This window comes from Brevundimonas sp. GW822-FHT03E11 (assembly GCF_058801445.1).
The window spans coordinates 138,802-158,277 of the sequence record NZ_JBXANG010000005.1 but is presented as its reverse complement, the minus strand read 5'-3'; the positions used below and the strand labels follow the sequence as shown (position 1 = coordinate 158,277).

Genomic DNA, 19,476 nt, shown 5'->3' with positions numbered 1-19,476 from the left:
GGCCGGTAGGCGTCAAGAACCCCTCCACCGGAGTAGCTTGTCCTCGGGCTCGCCTTCGGCGAGACCCGGAGGCGGTCTCCCTCCCCACTGCGTGGGGAGTAGACATTCATATCCTTGTCGCGCGGCAACCCTATCCAGGGGGCATGATCCGCGCCATCGTCACCGCCCTCGCCCTCCTTGTCGGAACGCCGGCCATGGCCCAGCCGCTGATCATCGCCCATCGCGGCGCCTCGGGCGAACGCCCCGAGCATACGCGGGCGGCCTATGAACTGGCGATCCAGCAGGGCGCGGACGTGATCGAGCCGGATCTGGTGCTATCCAAGGACGGGGTCTTCATCGACCGGCACGAGAACGAGATCAGCGGAACGACCGATGTCGCCGAACGGCCGGAGTTTGCGGATCGCAAGACCACCAAGACCATCGACGGGACCGAGGTCACGGGCTGGTTCACCGAGGACTTCACCCTGGCCGAGCTGAAGACGCTGCGGGCCAAGGAACGGCTGCCCGCCTTTCGGCCCGGCAGCGCCGCCTATGACGGGCGCGAGCCGATCCTGACCTTCGACGAGGTGGTCGCCATTGCGCGCGAGGCCTCGGCCCGGACGGGCCGGACCATAGCGGTGGCGCCCGAGTTGAAACACCCGACCTATTTCGCCGGCATCGGCCTGCCGATGGAGGACGCCTTTGTGGCCGAGCTGAGACGACTGGACCTGACCGGCGCCGACGCCCCGATCATCATCCAGTGTTTCGAGGTCGGGCCGCTGGAGCGGCTGTCGAGGCGGATCGACGCGCCCCTGGCCCAGTTGATCGCGTCCGAGGGCGGGCCCGTGGATCGGCCGGACCTGACCTATGCCCAGATGATCACGCCGGAAGGGCTGAAGGCCATGGCCGCCTATGCCGATTGGGCGGCGCCGGACATGACCCTGGTCCTGCCGAGAGACGCGGACGGGCGGACGACCGGACCGAGCGCCCTGGTCGCCGACGCCCACGCCGCAGGGCTGAAGGTGGTGATCTGGACCCTCAGGGCCGAGAACGCCTTCCTGCCCGCCGAGCGGCGCCGGGGCGAAGGCTTTGCGGACCACGGCGACATGGCCGGCTACGCCGCCGCCTTCTCCGAGGCGGGGGTGGACGCCGTCTTCACCGACTTTCCGGCCTTGGCGCGATCAGGACGCTCCGCGAATCCTTGGTCCAACTAAGGGCCTTCGGCTCAATCCGCCCGGAACTGAAGCTCGGCCAAGCGGGCGTAGAGGCCGCCCTGTGCGACCAGCTGGGCGTGGGTCCCCTCCTCCACCACACGGCCGTCGTCCATGACCACGATACGGTCGGCGCGCAGGACGGTGGCGAGGCGGTGGGCGATGACCAGGGTGGTGCGTTCGGTCATGGCCTGATCCAGGGCCGCCTGGACCAGCCGTTCGCTTTCGGCGTCGAGGGCGCTCGTCGCCTCGTCCAGCAGCAGGATGGGGGCGTCGCGGACCAGGGCCCGGGCGATGGCCAGACGCTGGCGCTGACCGCCCGACAGGCTCTTGCCGCGTTCGCCCAGTGGGGTGTCGAAGCCTTCCGGCAGGGCGTCGATGAAGCCCAGGGCCTGAGCCTTTTCAGCGACGGCGCGGGCCTCTTCCAGGGTGGCGGTCTCGCGGCCGAAGCGAATGTTCTCCAAGGCCGAGCCTGAAAACAGCGGCGTCTCCTGCGACACCCAGGCGAAGCGATTGCGAACCTCGACCGGATCGGCCTGGCGCACGTCCACCCCGTCGACCGAGACCAGACCGGTCTGCGGATCATAGAAGCGCAGCAGCAGGCGGAAGACGGTGGACTTGCCCGCGCCGGAGGGACCGACCAGAGCCACGGTCTCGCCGGGACGGACGGTCAGGCTGAACCCCTTCAGGGCCGGAAGATCGGGCCGGCCGGGATAGGCGAAATCGACGGCCGACATGGAGACCTCGCCGCGCGGCGGGGTGGGCAGGGCGACGGGCCGGGCCGGGGCGGCGATGTCGGGCGTGGCCCGCATCAGCTCCTCGATCCGCTCCATGGCGCCGGCGGCCTTCTGCACATCGCCCCAGCTTTCGCCGAGCGCGCCCACGGCCCCGGCGGCGAAGACCGACAGGAGGACGAATTGAAGAAGGGCGCCGGGCGTCATCTGACCGGCCACCACATCGCGCGCGCCCAGCCACAGGACCAGAGTCACGCCGCCGAACATGACGACGATGATCAGGGCCGTCATCCAGGCCCGCGCCCGCATCCGCTTCAGAGAGGCGTCGAAGGCGTCTTCCACCGCCGCGCCGAAGCGGGCGATGGCGCTGTGTTCGCGCCCGAAGGCCTGGACCGTCTCGACGGCGTCCACGCTTTCACCGGCGAAGCCGACGGCGCCGGCGAACCGGTCCTGGGAGGCGACGGTCAGCTTGCGGACCCGGCGGCCGAAAATGAAGATCGGCCCCAGCAGGAACGGCACGATCAACAGGACCAGGCCGGTCAGTTTCGGACTGACGAAGAACAGCAGCACCACCCCGCCGATCAGGGTCAGGAAGTTCCGCAGCGCATAGGAGACCGAGGTGGTCATCAGGGTCTCGACCAGGGCGATGTCCGTGGTCAGGCGCGACAGCACCTCGCCGGTCCGCATATGGGCGTAGAAGGAAGGGTCCAGCGTCAGGATGCGGCCGAACAGCCCCTTTCGGACGTCGGCGATGACCCGCTCGCCCGTCCGGGTGACGTAGAAATAGCGGGCGGCGGTCGCGAGCCCCAGGAACAGGGCGTTGGCCCCCAGCAGCAGGAACCAAAGGTTCAGGCGCGCGCCGCCGTCTTCAAATCCGTGGTCGATGGCCCCTCGGGCCAGGGCCGTCAGCCCCAGGGAGGCGGTGGTGGACAAGAGCAGCCAGAAGACCGCCATGAGGGCGTGGCCCTTGTGCCGAAGCGCATAGGGAATCAGCCGGGCCAGGGGCCGGATGTCCCGGCGTTTCGCGCGCTTCTCGCCCGCTTCAGACATCTGTTCGGCCAGGACAGCGCCGGCGCTGGGCCGCCCGTCCAGGCTGGCCGCGCCGGCGGCGCGCCCCGCAGGAAGACTGGCGGAGCGGGCGGAGGCGGCGGATTGATCAGTCATTGCGACCGCCTCTTGCCCCGGAACGCCCCCCGGTGTAAACGCCGCCCCTCATTCCCGCCGGATTTTCTGGCGGGTTTCTCATTTCATGCGCAGCGACGGTCGGCATCGTCATCGCGCCCAGAGACCGGACGACGACCCATGAAGGCGGACACCCACCCCGACTATCACTTCATCACTGTGGTGATGACCGACGGCACGACCTATCAGACCCGTTCGACCTACGGGAAGGAAGGCGACAAGCTGGCCCTCGACATCGACCCGACGACGCACCCGGCCTGGACCGGCGGCAACGCCCAGCTGATGGACCGCGGCGGTCGCGTTTCGCGCTTCAACAACAAGTTCGCCGGCTTCATCAAGAAGTAAGCGCGTCCTGGCTGCGACACATCGCGGCAATCACGTCACGAAAAGCGCCGGTCCGATGGCCGGCGCTTTTTGTTTGCCTGGAACGTCGGTAACATGGACGGCGTTCAAATCAGCAAGAACAAGGGCGTCGGTTCACGGGGATCGGGCCATCGAGAAGCGGACGGATTATGAATAGACGGGAACTGGGTTTGGGCGTCGCAACGGCGACGATCGCCCTCGCCTCCGCTGCGCGGGCGCAACAGGTTTCCATCCAGCGCCCTGCGGCGGCCACCGCCTTCTACAACAGTTTCAACGATCAGATTTCGCGTCTGCCCGAAACCCAGCAACCGGACGTTCGCGCCTTTTATGAGATGAACGGCTGGCGGGCGGTATGGACCGGCGAGCGGATGCGCGCCCTGAACGCCGTCGCCGCCCGAGCCGAGCGCCACGGCCTGTCGGCGGGTGACTATTTCGACTTCGTGGGCCTAGCCGCCGATCCCGCCTCGGCCGATCTGCGCACGACGGCGGCGGCCCTGGCCTATGGCCGCGTCCTGGCCGAGGGCAAGGTGCGGCCCGAGACGGTCGAGGATCTGTGGGAAATGCAGAAAAACCGCGTGGACCTGCCGCGCGGCCTCAGCGACGCCTTGGCCCGCAACATCCTGCTGGACTGGTTCGAGGGTCTGGTGCCGACCGACATCGGCTATCAGAACCTGTCGGCCGGCTATGTGCGCTATCGCCGACTGGCCGCCGGCGGCGGCTGGCCCGCCTTCCCGGCCGGCCCGACGATCGAACCCAACATGAGCGACCGCCGCATCCCCGCCCTGATCGACCGGCTGACGGCCGAGGGCGATCTGACGGCGGCGCAGGGCGCGCGGCTGAAGGCCCAGGGCCTGACTTACGGCGCCGAGCTGCAACAGGCGGTCCAGGGCTTCCAGACGCGGCACGGCCTGGGCGCAGACGGCCGCATCGGAACGGGCACCCAGCGCTCCCTCTCAGCCTCGGCCGAGGACCGGGCGCGTCAGATCGCCCTGAACCTGGAACGCCGCCGCTGGCTGAAGCGCGACGTTGCGCCGGAGCGGATCGAGGTCAACACCGCCGCCGCCATCATGGTCTATTGGAAAGACGGCAAGCCGGTGCACTCCAACCGGGTGGTGGTCGGCTCGGCCGAGAACCAAACGCCCAGCCTGGAGAAGCCCTTCGCCTCGGTGGTCGCCAATCCGCCCTGGTACGTGCCCGCCGGCATCGCGCGGCGCGAGATCCTGCCCAAGGGCCCAGGCTATCTGGCGGCCAACGACATGTATGTGGCCAACGGAACAGTGATCCAGCGCGCCGGGCCGAAGTCGGCCCTGGGTTATGTGAAGTTCGAGCTGCGCGACAGCTACGCCATCTTCCTGCACGACACCCCGTCCAAGGCCGCCTTCAACCTGTCCATGCGTCAGCGCAGCCATGGCTGCGTGCGGGTGCAGAACGCCGTGGAATTCGCCCGGCTGCTGCTGTCGCCCGATCCCGCCAAGCTGGCCGAGTTCGACACGGCCCAGCAGACGCGTGAGACCACTCGCGTGACCACCGGGCGCGAAATCACGGTGCGGCTGCTGTACTGGACCGCCTTCGTGGACGGTCAGGGGCGGGTCGCCTTCCGCGAGGACGTCTATGGCCGCGACGGCAAGCTGGCCCAGGCGCTGGGGATCGCCGTCAGCCTGCCTCGCCCGATCGACGACGGGCGTCGCGACGCTGACGACGTCGGGCCGTAAGGTCGGGCTTTAGAGGCGTCAGCCCTTGAAGGCGGCTTCCAGCAGGCCCAGCTGGCTGAGGACCGGATTCTGCGGCTGTTCCTCAGGCGCCTCCAGATACATGCGGCGGTCGAGATAGAGGGCGCGGTCGAACAGTTTTTCCGACCGGACCAGATATTCGACCAGGGCGATCGGCAGTTCCGCGTGGCTGGGCTGGCTCTCGATCTTGCGGTCGTTCAGACGATAGCGCGGCTCGCAGGCGGTCTCGGCCGTCATGTCGTTCTCGCGTACGGCCCGCTGCACCAGAAGCCAGGAGGCGATCTGCATCAGGCGCGTGGTCAGCTTCATGCTTTCGGCCGCATAGGCCAGGGCGGCCGAGCGGGACAGCATCTTGGAATCGCGACGTCCCTCTCCGTCCAGATAGGCCGCCGTCTCCTCCACCAGTTCCATGCCTTCGCGGAAGGTGCGGTCGAACAGTTCGGAACGGGTGAAATCCTGCACCTTGCGAGCGCGTTCGGCCCGGGCGGCCATGTCTTGATCGTCGCTCAGGGTCATGGGGGACATCATCATGAAGGTTAGGCTTGTTCCGACTTGGGGCCACAAACGGCCTGGGCCGAAGGGTTTGCAACCGTCATGCCACGGATTTGAGACGCGGGCGATCAGGGTCTAAAGCTGAACAGAGCGTCGGCGGCGCTTTTCTTGGCCTGTTTCTTCTCGATCGCTGTCTGGGCGCGAGTGATTTCGGCCGTCAGGGCGCCGATCCGCTCCTGCAGATCTTCAATCGAATAGGAGTCCAGATCCTCGCGCTCAAGAGTGGTCAGGGCCTCTCCACGCCGCGGGCGAGGCTCGAAATCGTCGAACATGGTCGTCGCCTTTCTGCGCCTGTCATGGCCGAAGTCGGCCGGAACCCCTATCTGAACGCGCGGACTGCGACGAATGCAAGCGGAGGCGACATGCGGCTTATCCAGATCGAGGGCGGTTCGGGTCCGGCTGAGGCGCTGAAGATCGCCGAACAGGCTGATCCGACGCCCGGCCCCGGCGAGGTGGTGATCCAGGTGCGCGCGGCCGGAATCAACCGGCCCGACCTGCTGCAGCGGCGGGGCGGCTATCCGCCCCCGCCCGGCGCCTCGCCTATCCTGGGACTGGAGGTCGCGGGCGAAATCGCGGCCCTGGGCGAAGGCGTGAGCCAGTGGCGCCGGGGCGACCGGGTCTGCGCCCTGCTGGGCGGCGGAGGCTATGCCGAACAGGCGGTGGTGGACGCCCGCCACGTTCTGCCGATCCCGGAGGGCCTGTCCTTCGTTCAGGCGGCCGCCCTGCCCGAGACCGTCTTCACCGTCTTCGCCAATGTGTTCGAGGCGGGCGGGCTGAAGGCGGGCCAGACGCTGCTGATCCACGGGGCGACCAGCGGCATAGGGGTGACGGCGATCCAAATGGCCAAGGCGGCGGGCGCTGCGGTGATCGCCACCTCGCGCGGGGCGGACAAGGCGAAGGCGGCCCAGGCTTTGGGCGCCGATGTCAGCCTGGACGCCCGATCCGACGACCTGGCGGCCGCAATCGCCGAAGCGGGCGGCGTCGATGTGCTGCTGGACATGGTGGGCCGAGACTACGCCGAACTGAACCTGAAGGCGTTGAAGCCCGGCGGTCGCTGGGTGGTCATCGCATCCCTGTCCGGATCGGTGGTCGAAATCGACCTGATGCGGATCATGCTGAAGCGGCTGGTCCTGACGGGATCGACCCTTCGCAGCCGATCGGCCGATGAGAAGGCCCGGCTGACCGCCGCCGTTAAGGCGACGGTCTGGCCCTGGGTCGCCTCCGGCGCGGTGCGACCGCCGGTGCAGGCTGTCTATCCGCTGGACAAGGCCGCCGAGGCGCATGGCGCGCTGGAGGCCGGCGATCACATCGGCAAGTTCGTGCTGACGCCTTAACCGCCGTCAGCGATCCCAGCGCCCGCCGCCCCGCACCGGCCGCATCGAGGAGATGCGGTCGTTGAAGCCGTCGCTCAGGAAGCGGACGTCGCCTTCGACGATGCGGCAGCGCCCCCGGAACTCGGCGTCGGTGCAGACCTCCCATCGGCCGCGAACGCGCATGGAGCTGATCCGGTCGTTGAAGGGGGTGCGGCCCAGGTTGCGGTCCTCATCGACGAACTCGCGCGAGGCGCCGCGGAAGTTGGCGTTTTCATAGACGGTGATGGAGGTCCGGCCCCATCCTCCGTTCCAGCCGCCGCCCGAGCCGCCGCCCCAACCCCCGCCATTGTCTTCGCCGTTCCATCCGCCGTTCCCACCGGGATAGTCGGGACGACGATCTTCATAGTCCCCCCGCTCGCGGCCGCAGACCAGAAGGCCGTCCATATTGGCGATCTCTGCGTCTCCGCACCGGGCCAGTTCGATCGAGGTGCCGCGAATGCGGCCCCGCATGTCGCGACAGTCGGCGTAAAGCCGTCCGCGGTGGGTGTAGGCCTCGGTGCAGGACCGGCTGTAGCTGCCGCGCGGGGCGACCCGCTGGGCGGTGATGTCCTGGCCGGAAGCCAGGGCGGCGGCCATGGCGGCGCCGAGCAGAATGGGCATGGTGGTTCTCCTCTCCCAAAGGCGAAAGCCTCGATTAAGGCGAAGGTTGCCGCACCTCGGATGAACCGTGGCTGTACGAGAATGTCGGGCGACGTTTTCTTTTCAGGCGAATAGGCCTATATCGAAACCATAAGCGCCCGGTCGAAAGGCCGGGCGCCGTCGTATCCAACGTCTGCCGAACCCTCATTCGGCGGCCCCCACCCTACCGGAACGAACGCCCCATGAGCGACATTCTGATGCCCAAGGCCACTGCGGTCTGGCTGGTCGACAACACCTCCCTCAGCTTCGAGCAGATCGCCGACTTCTGCGGTCTGCATCCGCTGGAAGTCCGCGGCATCGCCGACGGCGACGTGGCCCGCGACATCCGCGGCGTCGATCCCGTCACCGGCGGCCAACTGACTCGCGAAGAGCTGGACAAGGCCCAGGCCGACGAAAACTATCGCATGAAGGCGATCGTCAGCCGCCATGCCGAACTGCTGAAGTCGGCCAAGCCTGCGCCGAAATACACCCCTGTGTCGCGTCGTCAGGATCGGCCCGACGCCATCGCCTGGTTCGTGCGCAACCACCCGGAAGTGACCGACGCCCAGATCGCCAAACTGCTGGGCACGACCAAGTCCACGATCGAGAGCGTGCGCAACCGCACCCACTGGAACAGCGCCAACATCAAGCCGGTCGATCCGGTGACCCTGGGCCTGGTCGGTCAGCTGGCCCTGGACGAGATCGTCAAGAAGGCCGCCGACAAGAAGGCCAAGGACGATCTGAAGAACGGCGGCGGCACCATCCTGCCCGTGGCCGAAGAGGTCGAGGAAGAGCCGGAATTCGTTCCCGAAGCCCGCCAGCGTCCCGGCGCCGAGCCGACGGCGGAATCGGTGTTCGGCGCCAAGGATTGATCCGTCCGTCGCGCTCGGGCTTGACCCGAGGGCCCGGCGCCGTGCGCTGACGTCTTCGCACCAGCGGCGGATCATCCGATCCTCGGGTCAAGCCCGAGGATGACGGGAATAAAAACGGCCCCGGAGAGCGGTCTCCGGGGCCGTCGTCGTCTGAGCGTGCGCGACCCTCAGTGGGCCCGCTGCTCCAGAATGGTGATCTCTTCCTTCAAGCGAAGCTTCTTCTGCTTCAATTCCTTGACCTGCAGCGTGTCCACGGACGGATGGTTGAGTTCTCGCTGGATCGTCTGATCCAGCATGCGGTGCCGATTACCCAGTTCGCGAATACGAGCCTCGATGGTCATGGCTTGCGCCTCCGTTGGTTAGGGACCAGTAGAGTGAGCGCCCGGTTCGGCAGGCTGTGGAATCACATTCCAGTGACTGCTTTTCGTCCGGACACGACGGAGGCTGGCCCCAAAAATGGTCGATGATGTGAACGGAGCCATACGGACTGCTCCTTATCGGATGGTGGTCGGAATTTCAGGGGCGTCAGGCGCGATCTACGGCGCGCGGACGCTGGACGCGCTGAAGGATTTAGGCGTCGAGACCCATCTGGTGGTGACCAAGGCCGCCCTGCTCACATTGTCGCAGGAGACCGATCTGTCGCCCGACGACCTGACCGCCAAGGCCTCGGTCGTTCACAAACTGGCCGACGTCGGGGCGACCATCGCCTCGGGCTCTTTCAAGACGCTGGGCATGATCGTGGCCCCCTGCTCCATCAAGACGATGAGCGAGATCGCCACGGGCGTGACCTCCTCGCTTCTGACCCGCGCCGCCGACGTGACGTTGAAGGAGCGCCGGCCGCTGGTGCTGATGGTGCGTGAGACGCCCTTCCATCTGGGCCATCTGCGGACGATGACGGCCCTGGCCGAAATGGGCGCGACCATCGCCCCGCCCCTGCCCGCCCTCTATGCGCGGCCGGAATCGATCCTGGAGATGGTGGACCAGTCGGTGGGGCGGAGCCTGGATCTGTTCGGGCTGGACTGGAGCGCCGTGCGGCGCTGGGACGGGCTGAAGTGACCGCCGTCGAGACGCGCAGCCTGTGGGACTGGGCCGTCGCCGCCTATGGGCGACCCGGCGTCAGCGAGGCCTGCCTGGCCTTGCAGGACAGCCACGACCAGAATGTTCCCCTGCTGCTGTGGTCGGCCTGGGCCGCTGCGGCCGGCCATGAAGCCGACGCCGAGACGATCGAGGCGGCCTGCGACATCGCCCGCGCCTGGGACGGGGTGGTGGTCGCGCCGCTGCGCGCCGTTCGCCGCACCCTGAAGGCGCCCGTCCCCGACATCGAGGACGCGCCGCGCCTGGCGGTCCGCGAGAAGATCAAGGGGCTGGAGCTGGAGGCGGAACGCCATCTGCTCGCCGCCCTGGAAGCCCTGATCCACGAAGCGGACGACCACGCGCCCCGCGCGTCGCCGCGCCCTGCCTTGGAAGCCCTGGTCGCTACGGCGCGGCTCTGGGCGCCGGTGACGCCTCGCCCGGCCTTGCAGCGGCTGGCCGAAACCCTTTCCGCCTGAAGGTCGTCCGACTATGTTGGCTCTACCGACTGCAAGATGGACTGCACGATGAACGACGATGTGCCGGACATCACCGAAGAAGAGGCGGCGCTTCACGCCCGCGTCAAATTGCTGCGCCAGGAGCACGCCGACCTCTCGGCCTCGATCGACGCCCTGTCCGAGGCGGCTGTTCCAGACCAGCTGCTGATCGCCCGGCTGAAGCGCAAGAAGCTGGCGCTGAAGGACGAGATCGTCAAAATCGAGGATCAGATCCTGCCGGACATCATCGCCTGAGGTCCAGCGGCTTGCGTTGCGTCGAATGGTCGCAAATGATAGCCATTCGCAGGAATGGAGGCCGATCATGGCGACCTTGAGTGACGGCTGGGACGCCCGCTATGCGGCGACCGCCGACTATGTTTTCGGCACGGCGCCCAGCCAGTTCGTGGTGACGCACGCCGACCGGCTGAAGCCCCGCAGTCGGATTCTGACGCCCGCCGACGGCGAAGGCAGGAACGCCGTCTATCTCGCCCGGCTGGGCCACCAGGTGACCGCCACCGACATTTCGCCCGCCGCGCAGGACAAGGCGAGACGCCTGGCCGCGCGGGAGGGGGTCGAGGTCGATTTCCAGATTCAGGACCTTGAGGGCTGGACCTGGCCGGAAGCGGCCTATGACGCCGTGGCGGCGGTCTTTATCCAGTTCGCGCCACCCGACTTCCGTGCGGCGATCTTTGAGGGAATGAAGCGGTCGGTGAAGCCGGGCGGCCTGATCCTGTTGCACGGCTATACGCCGCGCCAGCTGGACTACGGCACCGGGGGGCCTTCCCAGGTCGAACAGCTCTACACCCCTGAACTGCTGGAGGCGGCGTTCGGCGATTTCGGGATCGAGCACTTACACGCCTATGAGGCTGATCTGGACGAAGGCGCCGGCCACAGGGGCCGTTCGGCCCTGATCGACCTGGTCGCGCGACGCCCGCTGGATTAGGCCCAGCCCCATCCCGGCCCGATCAGGGTCCAAAAGTCGCCCCAGCCTAGGAGCATAAGCGCCGCTTCCAGGAGCATGACGGTTTCGAACGCGCCCGCGCGTGTCGCTCCATGCTCCGGCTCAATCCAGAGCCTGTCCAAGCTGGAGACGCCGCCGAATGCGACGCCTGCTGACCGACGCGCCCCTGGCGCGTTGCAAAAGCCTATTGATCCACGGCGGCCAGACCGCCGCCTTTGCGACCGTGGCCCTGCTGGCCGCCGCCGCCGCCCCCGGCGTGACGCGCGAAGCGGCGCCGACAGTTGCGGCCGAGCCCGTGGCCCCGCCGGTGAAGGCTCAGGTCGAAAAGGCCGGTCCGGTGATGCGGGAGATCGGGTTTTCCGCCCCCGTGCGCGGCTATGCGATCAACTCCCCCTTCGGCCTGCGCAAGCTGGCGATCGAGGCCCGCGCCCGCGCGCACAAGGGCGTGGACATCGCCGCGCCCAAGGGAACGTCGGTCTTCACCGCTGCAGAGGGCCGGATCGTCCGCACCGGCTATGAGGCCGGGGGCTACGGCGCCTTTATCGAGGTGCGCCATCCGAACGGCCTCAGCACCCTTTACGGCCACCTCAGCCGCATTGATGTGGCCAGCGGCGATCTGGTGACGAGCGGACAGCGAATCGGCCTGGTCGGCTCGACCGGCTATTCGACAGGCCCCCATCTGCATTTCGAAGTGCGCCGCAGCGGCGCCCAGGTGAACCCGGCCAAGATCGTGGGCCGCCATTTCAAGGTGGCGGTCAAGGCGAAGGACTGATCCCGGCGAAAGATTGCCGCGCCCTTCTTTGCAGCCTAACCTTCTGCAAGCTTTTTGGAGGGGCATCATCATGAACAGAATCGTCGCCGCCGTCGTCGCGGCCGTACTGGCGGCTACGCCCGCCGTGGTCGCCGCCCAGGACTATGGCCGGTACAGCGATGCGGCCGCCCAGACCGAACTGTCCCGCATCGCCGATGTGCAGATGGCGGTCATGGTGCCGATGCGCGACGGAGTCGGACTGGCCACCAACATCTATCGGCCCAAGAACGCCCAGGGGCCCCTGCCGACCGTCTTCATCCGCACCCCCTATAATGAGTTGGCCTATAACCCCCGCACCACCCGCAGCGCCCTGACCTGGGTCAGCCGCGGCTATGCCTTGGTCATCCAGAACGAGCGGGGGCGCTATTTCTCGGGCGGGGACTATCAGATCCTGGGCTATCCCCAGACGGACGGCTATGACGCCCTGAGCTGGATCGCAGCCCAGCCCTGGTCGAACGGCAAGGTCGGCACCCTGGGCTGCTCGTCCTCGGCCGAATGGCAGCTGGCGCTGGCGGCCCAGAACCATCCCGCCCATGCGGCCATGGTCCCCCAGGCGTCGGGCGCCGGAATCGGCAAGGTCGGGCGGTTCCAGGAACAGGGCAACTGGTACACCGGCGGCGTGCCGCGCAATCTTTTCTTCGTCTGGCTGTACGGTGTCGACAATCCGCTTCGCGCCCAGATCCCGGCGGAGACGGACCAGGAGACCCGCGCCCGCATCGTCCGCTACAACGACTTGGACGCCAAGAAGCCCGAGGTGAACTGGCCCAGCCAGATCCGCCATCTGCCGGTCAACGAGATGCTGAAGGACCTGGGCGAGCCCCCCGCGACCTTCGAGGAACTGATCGCCCGCACGCCCGCCGATCCGGCCTGGCGCGAGGGCGGCCTCTATCACGACGACATGGGCTGGGGCGTGCCGGCCCTGTGGTTCAACAGCTGGTACGACGTCTCCATCGGGCCGAACATGGAGCTGTTCAATCACGCTCGCTCGACCACCCAGGACCGCGAGGCGGCCGAGAACCAGTATGTGGTGGTGGGGCCGAACACTCACTGCGCCTTCGCCGGGCTGAAGGCCGGTTTCCGCTCGGGCGATCGCGACCTGGGCGACGCCAGTTTCGACGCGGACGGCCTGGTCCTGGCCTGGTTCGACCGTTGGCTGAAGGGCGAGCGCCGCGCCTTCCCCGACAGCACGCCGCACGTCCAATATTTCAACATGGGCCAGAACGAATGGCGCACCGCCGCCCAGTGGCCGCCGGCCGGCGTCCAGACCGTGCGGATGTATCTGCGATCCGGCGGGGCGGCCAACAGTCTGAACGGCGACGGCCGGCTGAGCCCCGAGGCGCCGCCGGCGGGCGAACAGGCCGACCGCTATCGCTATGATCCGATGAACCCGGTCCAGACCATCGGCGGCGGCGACTGCTGCAACGGCGGGCTGGTCACGGCCGGCGCCTTTGACCAGCGTCAGATCGAGGCGCGCAACGACGTGCTGGTCTATACCTCGGAGCCGCTGACCGAGCCGATGCAGGTGACGGGCTTCGTCGATGCGGTGCTGAAGGTGTCGTCATCGGCGCCCGACACCGACTTCGCGGTCAAGCTGGTGGATGTGGCGCCGGATGGGACGGCCTATATCCTGGGCGACACCATCATGCGAGCCCGCTATCGCACCGGCTACGACCGGCCCACCCCCCTGACGCCCGGCCAGATCGCGACGGTGCAGCCCACGCCGATCACCATCAGCAACACCTTCCAGCCGGGCCACCGCATCCGGGTCGAGGTGACCAGCTCCAACTTCCCGAAATTCGTCCGCAATCTGAACACCGGCGGGCCGAACGAAAGCGAGACCCAGGGCCGGGTCGCCGACAACGCCCTGCATCACGCCGGAGACGACGCCTCCTACATCGACCTGCCCGTCCTGAAATAGGGCGACGGGGCGGAAGCGGCTGGCCTGAACCGCTTCCGCCTTGCTAGGCTGGCCGCAACCATAAGGGGAGACGGAATGACGGCTGCGTTGACGCTGGAGAGCGTGAGCAAGCGGTACGGCGGTTTCGACGCCGTGCGCGATCTGAGCTTCGAAGTGCCCAAGGGCTCGATCTGCGGCTTTCTGGGGCCGAACGGCGCGGGCAAGACCTCGACCCTGCGGATGATCCTGGGGCTGCAACCGGCGACCTCGGGCCGGATCGCCATCCTGGGCGCGCCGGACGGACGGCTGGTCCGCGACCGGATCGGCTTCCTGCCGGAGGAGCGTGGTCTCTATAAGAAGATGACCCCGGTGGAGGCCATCGCCTTCTTCGGCGCCCTGAAGGGCCTCCCCTCTCACGAAGGCAAGAGGCGCGCGAGGCAGTTGCTGGAGCAGCAGGGCCTGGGCGCGGCGCAGAAGAAGAAGATGAAGGAGTTGTCCAAGGGGATGGCTCAGAAGGTCCAGTTGATCGCCGCCGTGGTGCACCGGCCCGAGTTCGTCATCCTGGACGAGCCCTTCTCGGGCCTCGATCCGATGAACCAGCAGGGGCTGGAGGAGATGATCCGCGGCCTGGCGGCGGACGGGGCGACGGTCCTGTTCTCGACCCATGTGATGCAGCATGCCGAACGGCTGTGCGACAAGGTGGTGCTGCTGGCCAAGGGGCGTAAGGCGTTCGAAGGCACGGTCGAGGAGGCCAAGACCACCTCCCCCCGCGTCCTGGACCTGGAAGGCGCCATCTCGCCCGAGGCGGCCGGCGCCCTGCCCGGCGTGGCGGGGGTCGAGACCCTGTCCGATCAGGACGGGGTGCGCCGACTGAAGATCGTGCTCGCGGCCGGCGCGGGGGGCCAGGACACGCTGAAGGCCGCCTTCCTGAGCGGGCTGGACGTTCGGGGCTTCGCCCTGAAGGAGCCGACCCTGCACGACGCCTTCATCGGCCTGACCGGCGACAATCCCGATCAACCCGCCGTCCGCGTGGAGGCGGTCCAATGAAACGCACCCTGCTGATCGCGCGCCGCGAATATGTCGCCTACGCCAAGACCGTGGGCTTTTGGCTGTCGCTTCTGGCCTTTCCGATGTTCGCCGTCCTGGGCGGGGGCATCCCCCTGCTGATCCGCTCGGCGGAACCGATCAAGGTAGTGACGGTGATCGAGGACGGTCCGGCGGCGACCGGCCTGGCCGCCGAGGTGCGCGCCGCCCTTCAGGAAGAGAAGGACCGTCTGGCGGAGCGGGTGCAGGAAGCAGCCCAGAAGGGCCAGGCCGCGGCCGGCCGCGCCGCCGCCTCCATCAGCGGTCCGAAGATGCGGCTGATCGACGCCCCGCCCGCCCTCACCGTCGCGGCGCCCGGCGCCGCACGTGAGGCGGCCTTGCGCGAGGTGCTGGACAAGGATGCGTCCAAGGACCGGCGCGTGGACGCCGTGGTCTTCTTGAGCCGCGTCGACGGCAAGCCCCAGGCCCAGGTCTGGACCGCGCGGGCCATGGACAATGACGTCGCCGACTTCGTCCGCAACGCCCTGCGGACCGGCTATCGCGACCAGGCCCTGACCGCTGCAGGCGTCGCCCCGTCCCTGGTCGAGCAGATCGAATCCTTCAAGCCCGAGGTGAAGGCCTTTTCGCCCAACGCCGCCAGCGGGGGCGAGGTGTCGATGCGTGATCGAATTCCGGCCTTCATCGGCCTGGGCGCCGGCTTCCTGCTCTGGTCGCTGGTGATCACCGGCGCCTCCATCCTGCTGAACAGCGTGATGGAGGAGAAGTCGAACAAGATTCTAGAGGTGCTGCTGTCCTCGGCCTCCGCCTCGGAAATCCTGACCGGCAAGGTGCTGGGGGTGGCGATGCTGACCTTGACGGTGCTGGCGGTCTGGGCGGGAATCGGAACCTCGGTCCTGACATCGGCCTCGCCCGATACGGCGGCGACGATCGGCGAGGTGCTGTTGGACGGCGGCCTGGTCTTCTATTTCATCGCCTATATGGTCGGCGGCTATCTGATGTACGCCGTGCTGTTCGCGGCCATCGGCGCCTTCTGCGAGACGCCGCGCGACGCCCAGACCCTGATGGGGCCGATCATGATGATCCTGATCGTGCCGATCCTGGTCATGCAGATGGCCCTGACCAGCCCTGACGCGCCGGTGGTGAAGGTCCTGTCGTGGATACCCTTCTTCACCCCCTTCCTGATGAGCGCGCGGGCGCCCAGCGATCCGCCCCTGATCGAGGTCGTTCTGACCTTGATCGGCATGTTCGCCACCGCCGCCCTGATGGTCTGGATCGCCGGCCGCGCCTTCCGCGCCGGCGCCCTGTCAGACGTGAAGCTGAGCTGGAAGACGTTCGGACGGGCGGTGACGGGACGGGGATGAGGCGCCGCCTCCTCTCCGCCTCGCACCACGGAGGCGACAAGAAAAAGGCCGCTTCCCGAGGGAAGCGGCCTTTGATCTTTCGGCCTACGCCTGAGCCCTTTCGGGCTGAGCCTTAGCGGCCGCCGGGGACGCGCGGCTTGGGCGCAGGCAGCAGGCCTTCGCGTTGGGCGCGCTTGCGGGCCAGCTTGCGGGCGCGACGGACGGCCTCGGCCTTTTGGCGGGCGCGCTTTTCCGAAGGCTTTTCGTAGTGCACGTGGCGCTTCATTTCACGGAAGCTGCCTTCGCGCTGCATCTTCTTCTTGAGGGCTTTCAGCGCTTGATCGACGTTGTTGTCGCGGACGAAAATCTGAACCAGGGGTATCTCTCCTTTGGCCGCCCGCCGCGTCCTTTCGAAGGGAGACGGGCAGACAAATAAAATCCTCTCCCGGGAGCGAGGCTCTCGGATGAAGGCGGGCTGATACACGAGCCCGTCGCGTCTGTCCAGTTCGTCGCAACCATTCTTCCAGGCTCGAAACCCCGAAAAGACGGGCGTATGATCCGCCAATGACACAGACCGACGATTGGGCCGATCAGACCGAACAGACCGTGCTGGACGCCGCCGTCGCCCGCGCCCCCGCCCTGGGCTGGAACGCCCGATTGGTCCGGGAGGCGTGCGAAGCCTGCGGCCTCTCGGTGGGGGATGAGGAACTGCTGCTGCCCAACGGCGCGCGGGATCTGGCGGCCCTGCTGTCGCGCCGCCACGACGCGCGCGCCCTGGAGGCCCTGGGCGCCGTCGATCCCAAGTCGCTGAAGATTCGCGAGCGAATCGCCCGCGCCGTGTCCGAACGGATGGAGGCCGGCGCCGCCGATCTGGAGGCGACGCGCCGCTGCGCCGCCTTCCTGGCCCTGCCGACCAACACCGATCTGGGGCTGAAGCTGGCGTGGGAGACGGCCGACCATCTGTGGCGCTGGGCTGGGGATGAATCGACCGACTGGAACCACTATTCGAAGCGGACCATCCTGTCGGGCATACTGATTCCCGCCCTGACGATGCGCTGGTTCGACGGCAGCGAGGCGGCGGAAGCCTTTGTCGCTCGCCGCATCGAAAACGTCATGGCCTTCGAAAAGTGGAAGGCTGGCAAGGATTTCGAGGCGCCGTTCCGCAAGGTGACGGATGTGCTGAGTCGCATCCGTTATGGGGCGCGAGGTTAGGCGCCCGTCTCGCCGCTTTCGCTCCTTTGTCGCTGCGCAGCGTTGCATTCGAGACGGGTGAGCGCCAGCTAAGCTTCAGTCCCAGGAGCGATGCGCATGGCCGACGAGATTCTTCACACGACCGCCTTGAACGCGATCAACCAGAAGCTTGTGGCGGATGGGGAACGCCTGCCCGCTGTGAAGTTGAAGGACGGCAGCACGGTCCAGACCGGCACGGTCGCCACCATGTTGCTCAACATCGAACATTATAATCAGGGCGCACGGGGCGATGTGGAGCGCCAGTTGGAACTGGCCGTGCCCACACTGGCCAAGATCGGCCTGTTCGACCTGTTCAGCCCGCACGAATGGTGCGCCGGCGACAATCCGGGACGAGCCTTCGTCGGGCGACTGGCGCTGGCTCACATCGTCGACGAATCGGGTCGCTGACCGAAGCGATCGCCACAGACGGCCTCAGACCGCCCCCAACACCCGGTTCACATGGGCCATCTTGCGGCCCGGTCGGGCCTCGGCCTTGCCGTAGAGGTGCAGCCGTTCATCGGCCTTGGCCGACAGGGCGCGCCATTGATCGACCTCGTCGCCCAGCAGATTCTTCATCTCGATCCGGGCATGGGCCGCCGTGGGGCCGAGGGGCCAGCCGGCGACGGCGCGGATATGCTGTTCGAACTGGTCGCAGACGCAGCCGTCCTGAGTCCAGTGGCCGGTATTGTGGACGCGCGGGGCGATCTCATTGACCAGCAGAACGTCGTCTCCGAGGTCGAACAGCTCGACCCCGATCACGCCCACATAGTCCAGACCGTCCAGGATCGCCTCGGCGATGGCGCGGGCGCGCACCTGGGTCTTTTCGTCGACGGCGGCGGGGGCCAGGGTCGTGCGCAGCACCCCGCCCTCGTGCCGGTTCTCGCCCAGCGGATAGACCGCCATATCACCGTCCCAGTCGCGGGCGGCAATGACCGACAGTTCGCGCACGAAGGTCGCCTTGGCCTCCAGGATCGCCGAACGGCCGCCCAGGCTTTCCAGGGCGGCGGGCGCGTCCTCGATGGCGTGGATCCAGACCTGGCCCTTGCCGTCATAGCCCTCGCGGCGCGTCTTCAGCAGGGCGGGCAGGCCCAGCTCCGTCAGGCCGACGACCAGGTCGTCCAACGTATCGACCACGGCGAAATCCACCGTCGGGGCGCCGACGGCGTTCAGAAAGGTCTTTTCGTCCACCCGGTCCTGCGACACGCGAAGCGCCGTCGGCCCCGGCGCGACCAGGGCGCCGGCCTCGGCCAGCCGCTCGATGGAGGCGGCCGGCACATTTTCGAACTCAAAGGTCACGACGTCGGCGGCGCGGCCGAGCGCCGTCAGGGCGTCGGGATCGTCGTAGGCGGCGACGATCTGGCTATGGGACACGCGGCCCGCAGGGCTGTTCGGTTCCGGATCCAGGATCACGACGTCGAACCCCAGGCGCGAGGCGGCCTGGCTCAGCATCCGGCCCAGCTGGCCTCCGCCGAGGATGCCGAGGGTCGAGCCTGGGGGAAGCGGAAGCTGGGGCACTCAGTCCTCGACGGTTTCGGCGACGGAATCGGTCAGGGCGGCGCGGAAGGCGGCGAGGCGCTGGGCCAGGGCTTCATCCGACAGGGCCAGGATCTGGGCAGCCAGGATGCCGGCGTTGGCGGCGCCCGCCTCGCCGATGGCCAGGGTGGCGACCGGGACGCCGGCCGGCATCTGCACGATCGACAGCAGACTATCCATGCCCTTCAGGGCCTTGGACTGAACCGGGACGCCCAGCACCGGCAGGTCCGTCATCGAGGCGGCCATGCCCGGCAGATGGGCGGCGCCCCCGGCTCCGGCGATAATGATCTTGAAGCCCGCCGCCTTGGCGCCGGTGGAGAACTCGACCAGTCGCTGCGGGGTGCGGTGGGCGCTGACGACCTTGGCCGTCCAGGCGACGCCCAGCTGATCCAGCTTGTCGGCGGCCAGCTTCATCGTCGGCCAGTCCGAACGGCTGCCCATGATGATCGCCACCGGCGTTGCGGAAGTCGCCATAGTT

Annotated in this window: 23 protein-coding genes; 15 read left to right on the top strand and 8 right to left on the bottom strand. The window is 67.8% G+C overall.

Annotated elements, in window-relative coordinates; genetic code table 11:
- Window positions 1–143 precede the first annotated feature (143 nt).
- Entirely contained in the window at window positions 144–1,193 is a 1,050-nt protein-coding gene (locus tag AC1RKE_RS10540) for a glycerophosphodiester phosphodiesterase (protein WP_395942304.1), read from the top strand.
- 11 nt (window positions 1,194–1,204) lie between these two features.
- Here the strand turns inward: AC1RKE_RS10540 and AC1RKE_RS10535 are convergent, their stop codons facing one another.
- Entirely contained in the window at window positions 1,205–3,088 is a 1,884-nt protein-coding gene (locus tag AC1RKE_RS10535) for an ABC transporter transmembrane domain-containing protein (protein ID WP_191558344.1), read from the bottom strand.
- A 138-nt stretch (window positions 3,089–3,226) separates the two neighbouring features.
- On the opposite strand from AC1RKE_RS10535, the gene rpmE reads away from it, so the two are divergent.
- Both rpmE and AC1RKE_RS10525 read left to right on the top strand, forming a co-directional pair.
- Window positions 3,227–3,451, top strand: coding sequence for a 50S ribosomal protein L31 (gene rpmE, locus AC1RKE_RS10530; RefSeq protein ID WP_054765428.1), 225 nt, complete (start codon window positions 3,227–3,229; stop codon window positions 3,449–3,451).
- Window positions 3,452–3,618: 167 nt separating this feature from the next.
- Window positions 3,619–5,181, top strand: a complete 1,563-nt coding sequence (locus AC1RKE_RS10525; protein WP_348683014.1) for a L,D-transpeptidase family protein — start codon at window positions 3,619–3,621, stop codon at window positions 5,179–5,181.
- 18 nt (window positions 5,182–5,199) lie between these two features.
- Here AC1RKE_RS10525 and rcdA read toward each other — a convergent pair whose 3' ends face one another.
- Window positions 5,200–5,715, bottom strand: a complete 516-nt coding sequence (rcdA, locus tag AC1RKE_RS10520; RefSeq protein ID WP_224761396.1) for a protease adaptor protein RcdA — start codon at window positions 5,713–5,715, stop codon at window positions 5,200–5,202.
- A gap of 104 nt (window positions 5,716–5,819) precedes the next feature.
- Window positions 5,820–6,023: a DUF1192 domain-containing protein gene (locus tag AC1RKE_RS10515; RefSeq protein WP_054765426.1), complete on the bottom strand. Its 204-nt coding sequence runs from the start codon at window positions 6,021–6,023 to the stop codon at window positions 5,820–5,822.
- 90 nt (window positions 6,024–6,113) lie between these two features.
- Between AC1RKE_RS10515 and AC1RKE_RS10510 the strand changes: the two genes are divergently transcribed.
- Window positions 6,114–7,085 carry an NAD(P)H-quinone oxidoreductase gene (locus AC1RKE_RS10510; protein ID WP_201462472.1) on the top strand — a complete coding sequence of 324 codons (972 nt, stop codon included), beginning with the start codon at window positions 6,114–6,116 and terminating at the stop codon, window positions 7,083–7,085.
- A 6-nt stretch (window positions 7,086–7,091) separates the two neighbouring features.
- Here AC1RKE_RS10510 and AC1RKE_RS10505 read toward each other — a convergent pair whose 3' ends face one another.
- On the bottom strand, window positions 7,092–7,724 hold the full coding sequence (locus AC1RKE_RS10505; protein WP_182713928.1) for a beta/gamma crystallin-related protein: 633 nt from the start codon (window positions 7,722–7,724) through the stop codon (window positions 7,092–7,094).
- A 221-nt stretch (window positions 7,725–7,945) separates the two neighbouring features.
- Between AC1RKE_RS10505 and AC1RKE_RS10500 the strand changes: the two genes are divergently transcribed.
- Window positions 7,946–8,614, top strand: a complete 669-nt coding sequence (locus AC1RKE_RS10500) for a DUF1013 domain-containing protein (RefSeq protein WP_054765423.1) — start codon at window positions 7,946–7,948, stop codon at window positions 8,612–8,614.
- A gap of 167 nt (window positions 8,615–8,781) precedes the next feature.
- Here AC1RKE_RS10500 and AC1RKE_RS10495 read toward each other — a convergent pair whose 3' ends face one another.
- Window positions 8,782–8,955, bottom strand: a complete 174-nt coding sequence (locus tag AC1RKE_RS10495; RefSeq protein ID WP_054765422.1) for a YdcH family protein — start codon at window positions 8,953–8,955, stop codon at window positions 8,782–8,784.
- Between the two features lie 115 nt (window positions 8,956–9,070).
- Between AC1RKE_RS10495 and AC1RKE_RS10490 the strand changes: the two genes are divergently transcribed.
- The 8 genes from AC1RKE_RS10490 to AC1RKE_RS10455 all read left to right on the top strand — a co-directional run bounded on the left by AC1RKE_RS10490 (window position 9,071) and on the right by AC1RKE_RS10455 (window position 16,256).
- Entirely contained in the window at window positions 9,071–9,670 is a 600-nt protein-coding gene (locus AC1RKE_RS10490) for a UbiX family flavin prenyltransferase (protein ID WP_348683010.1), read from the top strand.
- Complete coding sequence (locus tag AC1RKE_RS10485; RefSeq protein WP_082382665.1) at window positions 9,667–10,164, top strand: TIGR02444 family protein; 498 nt, start codon at window positions 9,667–9,669, stop codon at window positions 10,162–10,164. Before AC1RKE_RS10490 ends, AC1RKE_RS10485 begins: the two co-directional genes overlap by 4 nt.
- A gap of 48 nt (window positions 10,165–10,212) precedes the next feature.
- Window positions 10,213–10,437 carry a YdcH family protein gene (locus AC1RKE_RS10480; RefSeq protein ID WP_054765420.1) on the top strand — a complete coding sequence of 75 codons (225 nt, stop codon included), beginning with the start codon at window positions 10,213–10,215 and terminating at the stop codon, window positions 10,435–10,437.
- 67 nt (window positions 10,438–10,504) lie between these two features.
- On the top strand, window positions 10,505–11,125 hold the full coding sequence (locus AC1RKE_RS10475; RefSeq protein ID WP_152949920.1) for an SAM-dependent methyltransferase: 621 nt from the start codon (window positions 10,505–10,507) through the stop codon (window positions 11,123–11,125).
- A 157-nt stretch (window positions 11,126–11,282) separates the two neighbouring features.
- The gene (locus tag AC1RKE_RS10470) at window positions 11,283–11,915 is read left to right on the top strand and encodes a M23 family metallopeptidase (RefSeq protein WP_054765418.1); all 633 of its coding nucleotides are present in this window, start codon (window positions 11,283–11,285) and stop codon (window positions 11,913–11,915) included.
- A 70-nt stretch (window positions 11,916–11,985) separates the two neighbouring features.
- Entirely contained in the window at window positions 11,986–13,872 is a 1,887-nt protein-coding gene (locus tag AC1RKE_RS10465) for a CocE/NonD family hydrolase (RefSeq protein WP_348683006.1), read from the top strand.
- A 75-nt stretch (window positions 13,873–13,947) separates the two neighbouring features.
- A complete protein-coding gene (locus AC1RKE_RS10460; RefSeq protein ID WP_348683004.1) occupies window positions 13,948–14,898 on the top strand; it encodes an ABC transporter ATP-binding protein in 951 nt (316 codons plus the stop codon).
- The gene (locus tag AC1RKE_RS10455; RefSeq protein ID WP_348683002.1) at window positions 14,895–16,256 is read left to right on the top strand and encodes an ABC transporter permease; all 1,362 of its coding nucleotides are present in this window, start codon (window positions 14,895–14,897) and stop codon (window positions 16,254–16,256) included. Before AC1RKE_RS10460 ends, AC1RKE_RS10455 begins: the two co-directional genes overlap by 4 nt.
- A 112-nt stretch (window positions 16,257–16,368) precedes the next feature.
- Here the strand turns inward: AC1RKE_RS10455 and rpsU are convergent, their stop codons facing one another.
- Window positions 16,369–16,611 (bottom strand): 30S ribosomal protein S21, encoded by a 243-nt coding sequence (rpsU, locus tag AC1RKE_RS10450; RefSeq protein WP_087120183.1) that lies wholly within the window; start codon window positions 16,609–16,611, stop codon window positions 16,369–16,371.
- A 188-nt stretch (window positions 16,612–16,799) separates the two neighbouring features.
- On the opposite strand from rpsU, the gene AC1RKE_RS10445 reads away from it, so the two are divergent.
- Together AC1RKE_RS10445 and AC1RKE_RS10440 are read left to right on the top strand one after the other, a co-directional pair.
- Complete coding sequence (locus AC1RKE_RS10445) at window positions 16,800–17,447, top strand: COQ9 family protein (protein WP_152949918.1); 648 nt, start codon at window positions 16,800–16,802, stop codon at window positions 17,445–17,447.
- A 96-nt stretch (window positions 17,448–17,543) separates the two neighbouring features.
- Window positions 17,544–17,873: a DUF7709 family protein gene (locus AC1RKE_RS10440; protein WP_182713922.1), complete on the top strand. Its 330-nt coding sequence runs from the start codon at window positions 17,544–17,546 to the stop codon at window positions 17,871–17,873.
- A gap of 24 nt (window positions 17,874–17,897) precedes the next feature.
- Here AC1RKE_RS10440 and AC1RKE_RS10435 read toward each other — a convergent pair whose 3' ends face one another.
- Window positions 17,898–18,980 (bottom strand): 5-(carboxyamino)imidazole ribonucleotide synthase, encoded by a 1,083-nt coding sequence (locus AC1RKE_RS10435; RefSeq protein WP_348683001.1) that lies wholly within the window; start codon window positions 18,978–18,980, stop codon window positions 17,898–17,900.
- Window positions 18,981–19,472, bottom strand: coding sequence for a 5-(carboxyamino)imidazole ribonucleotide mutase (purE, locus tag AC1RKE_RS10430; protein WP_333897125.1), 492 nt, complete (start codon window positions 19,470–19,472; stop codon window positions 18,981–18,983). It lies immediately after the preceding gene.
- Window positions 19,473–19,476 lie beyond the last annotated feature (4 nt).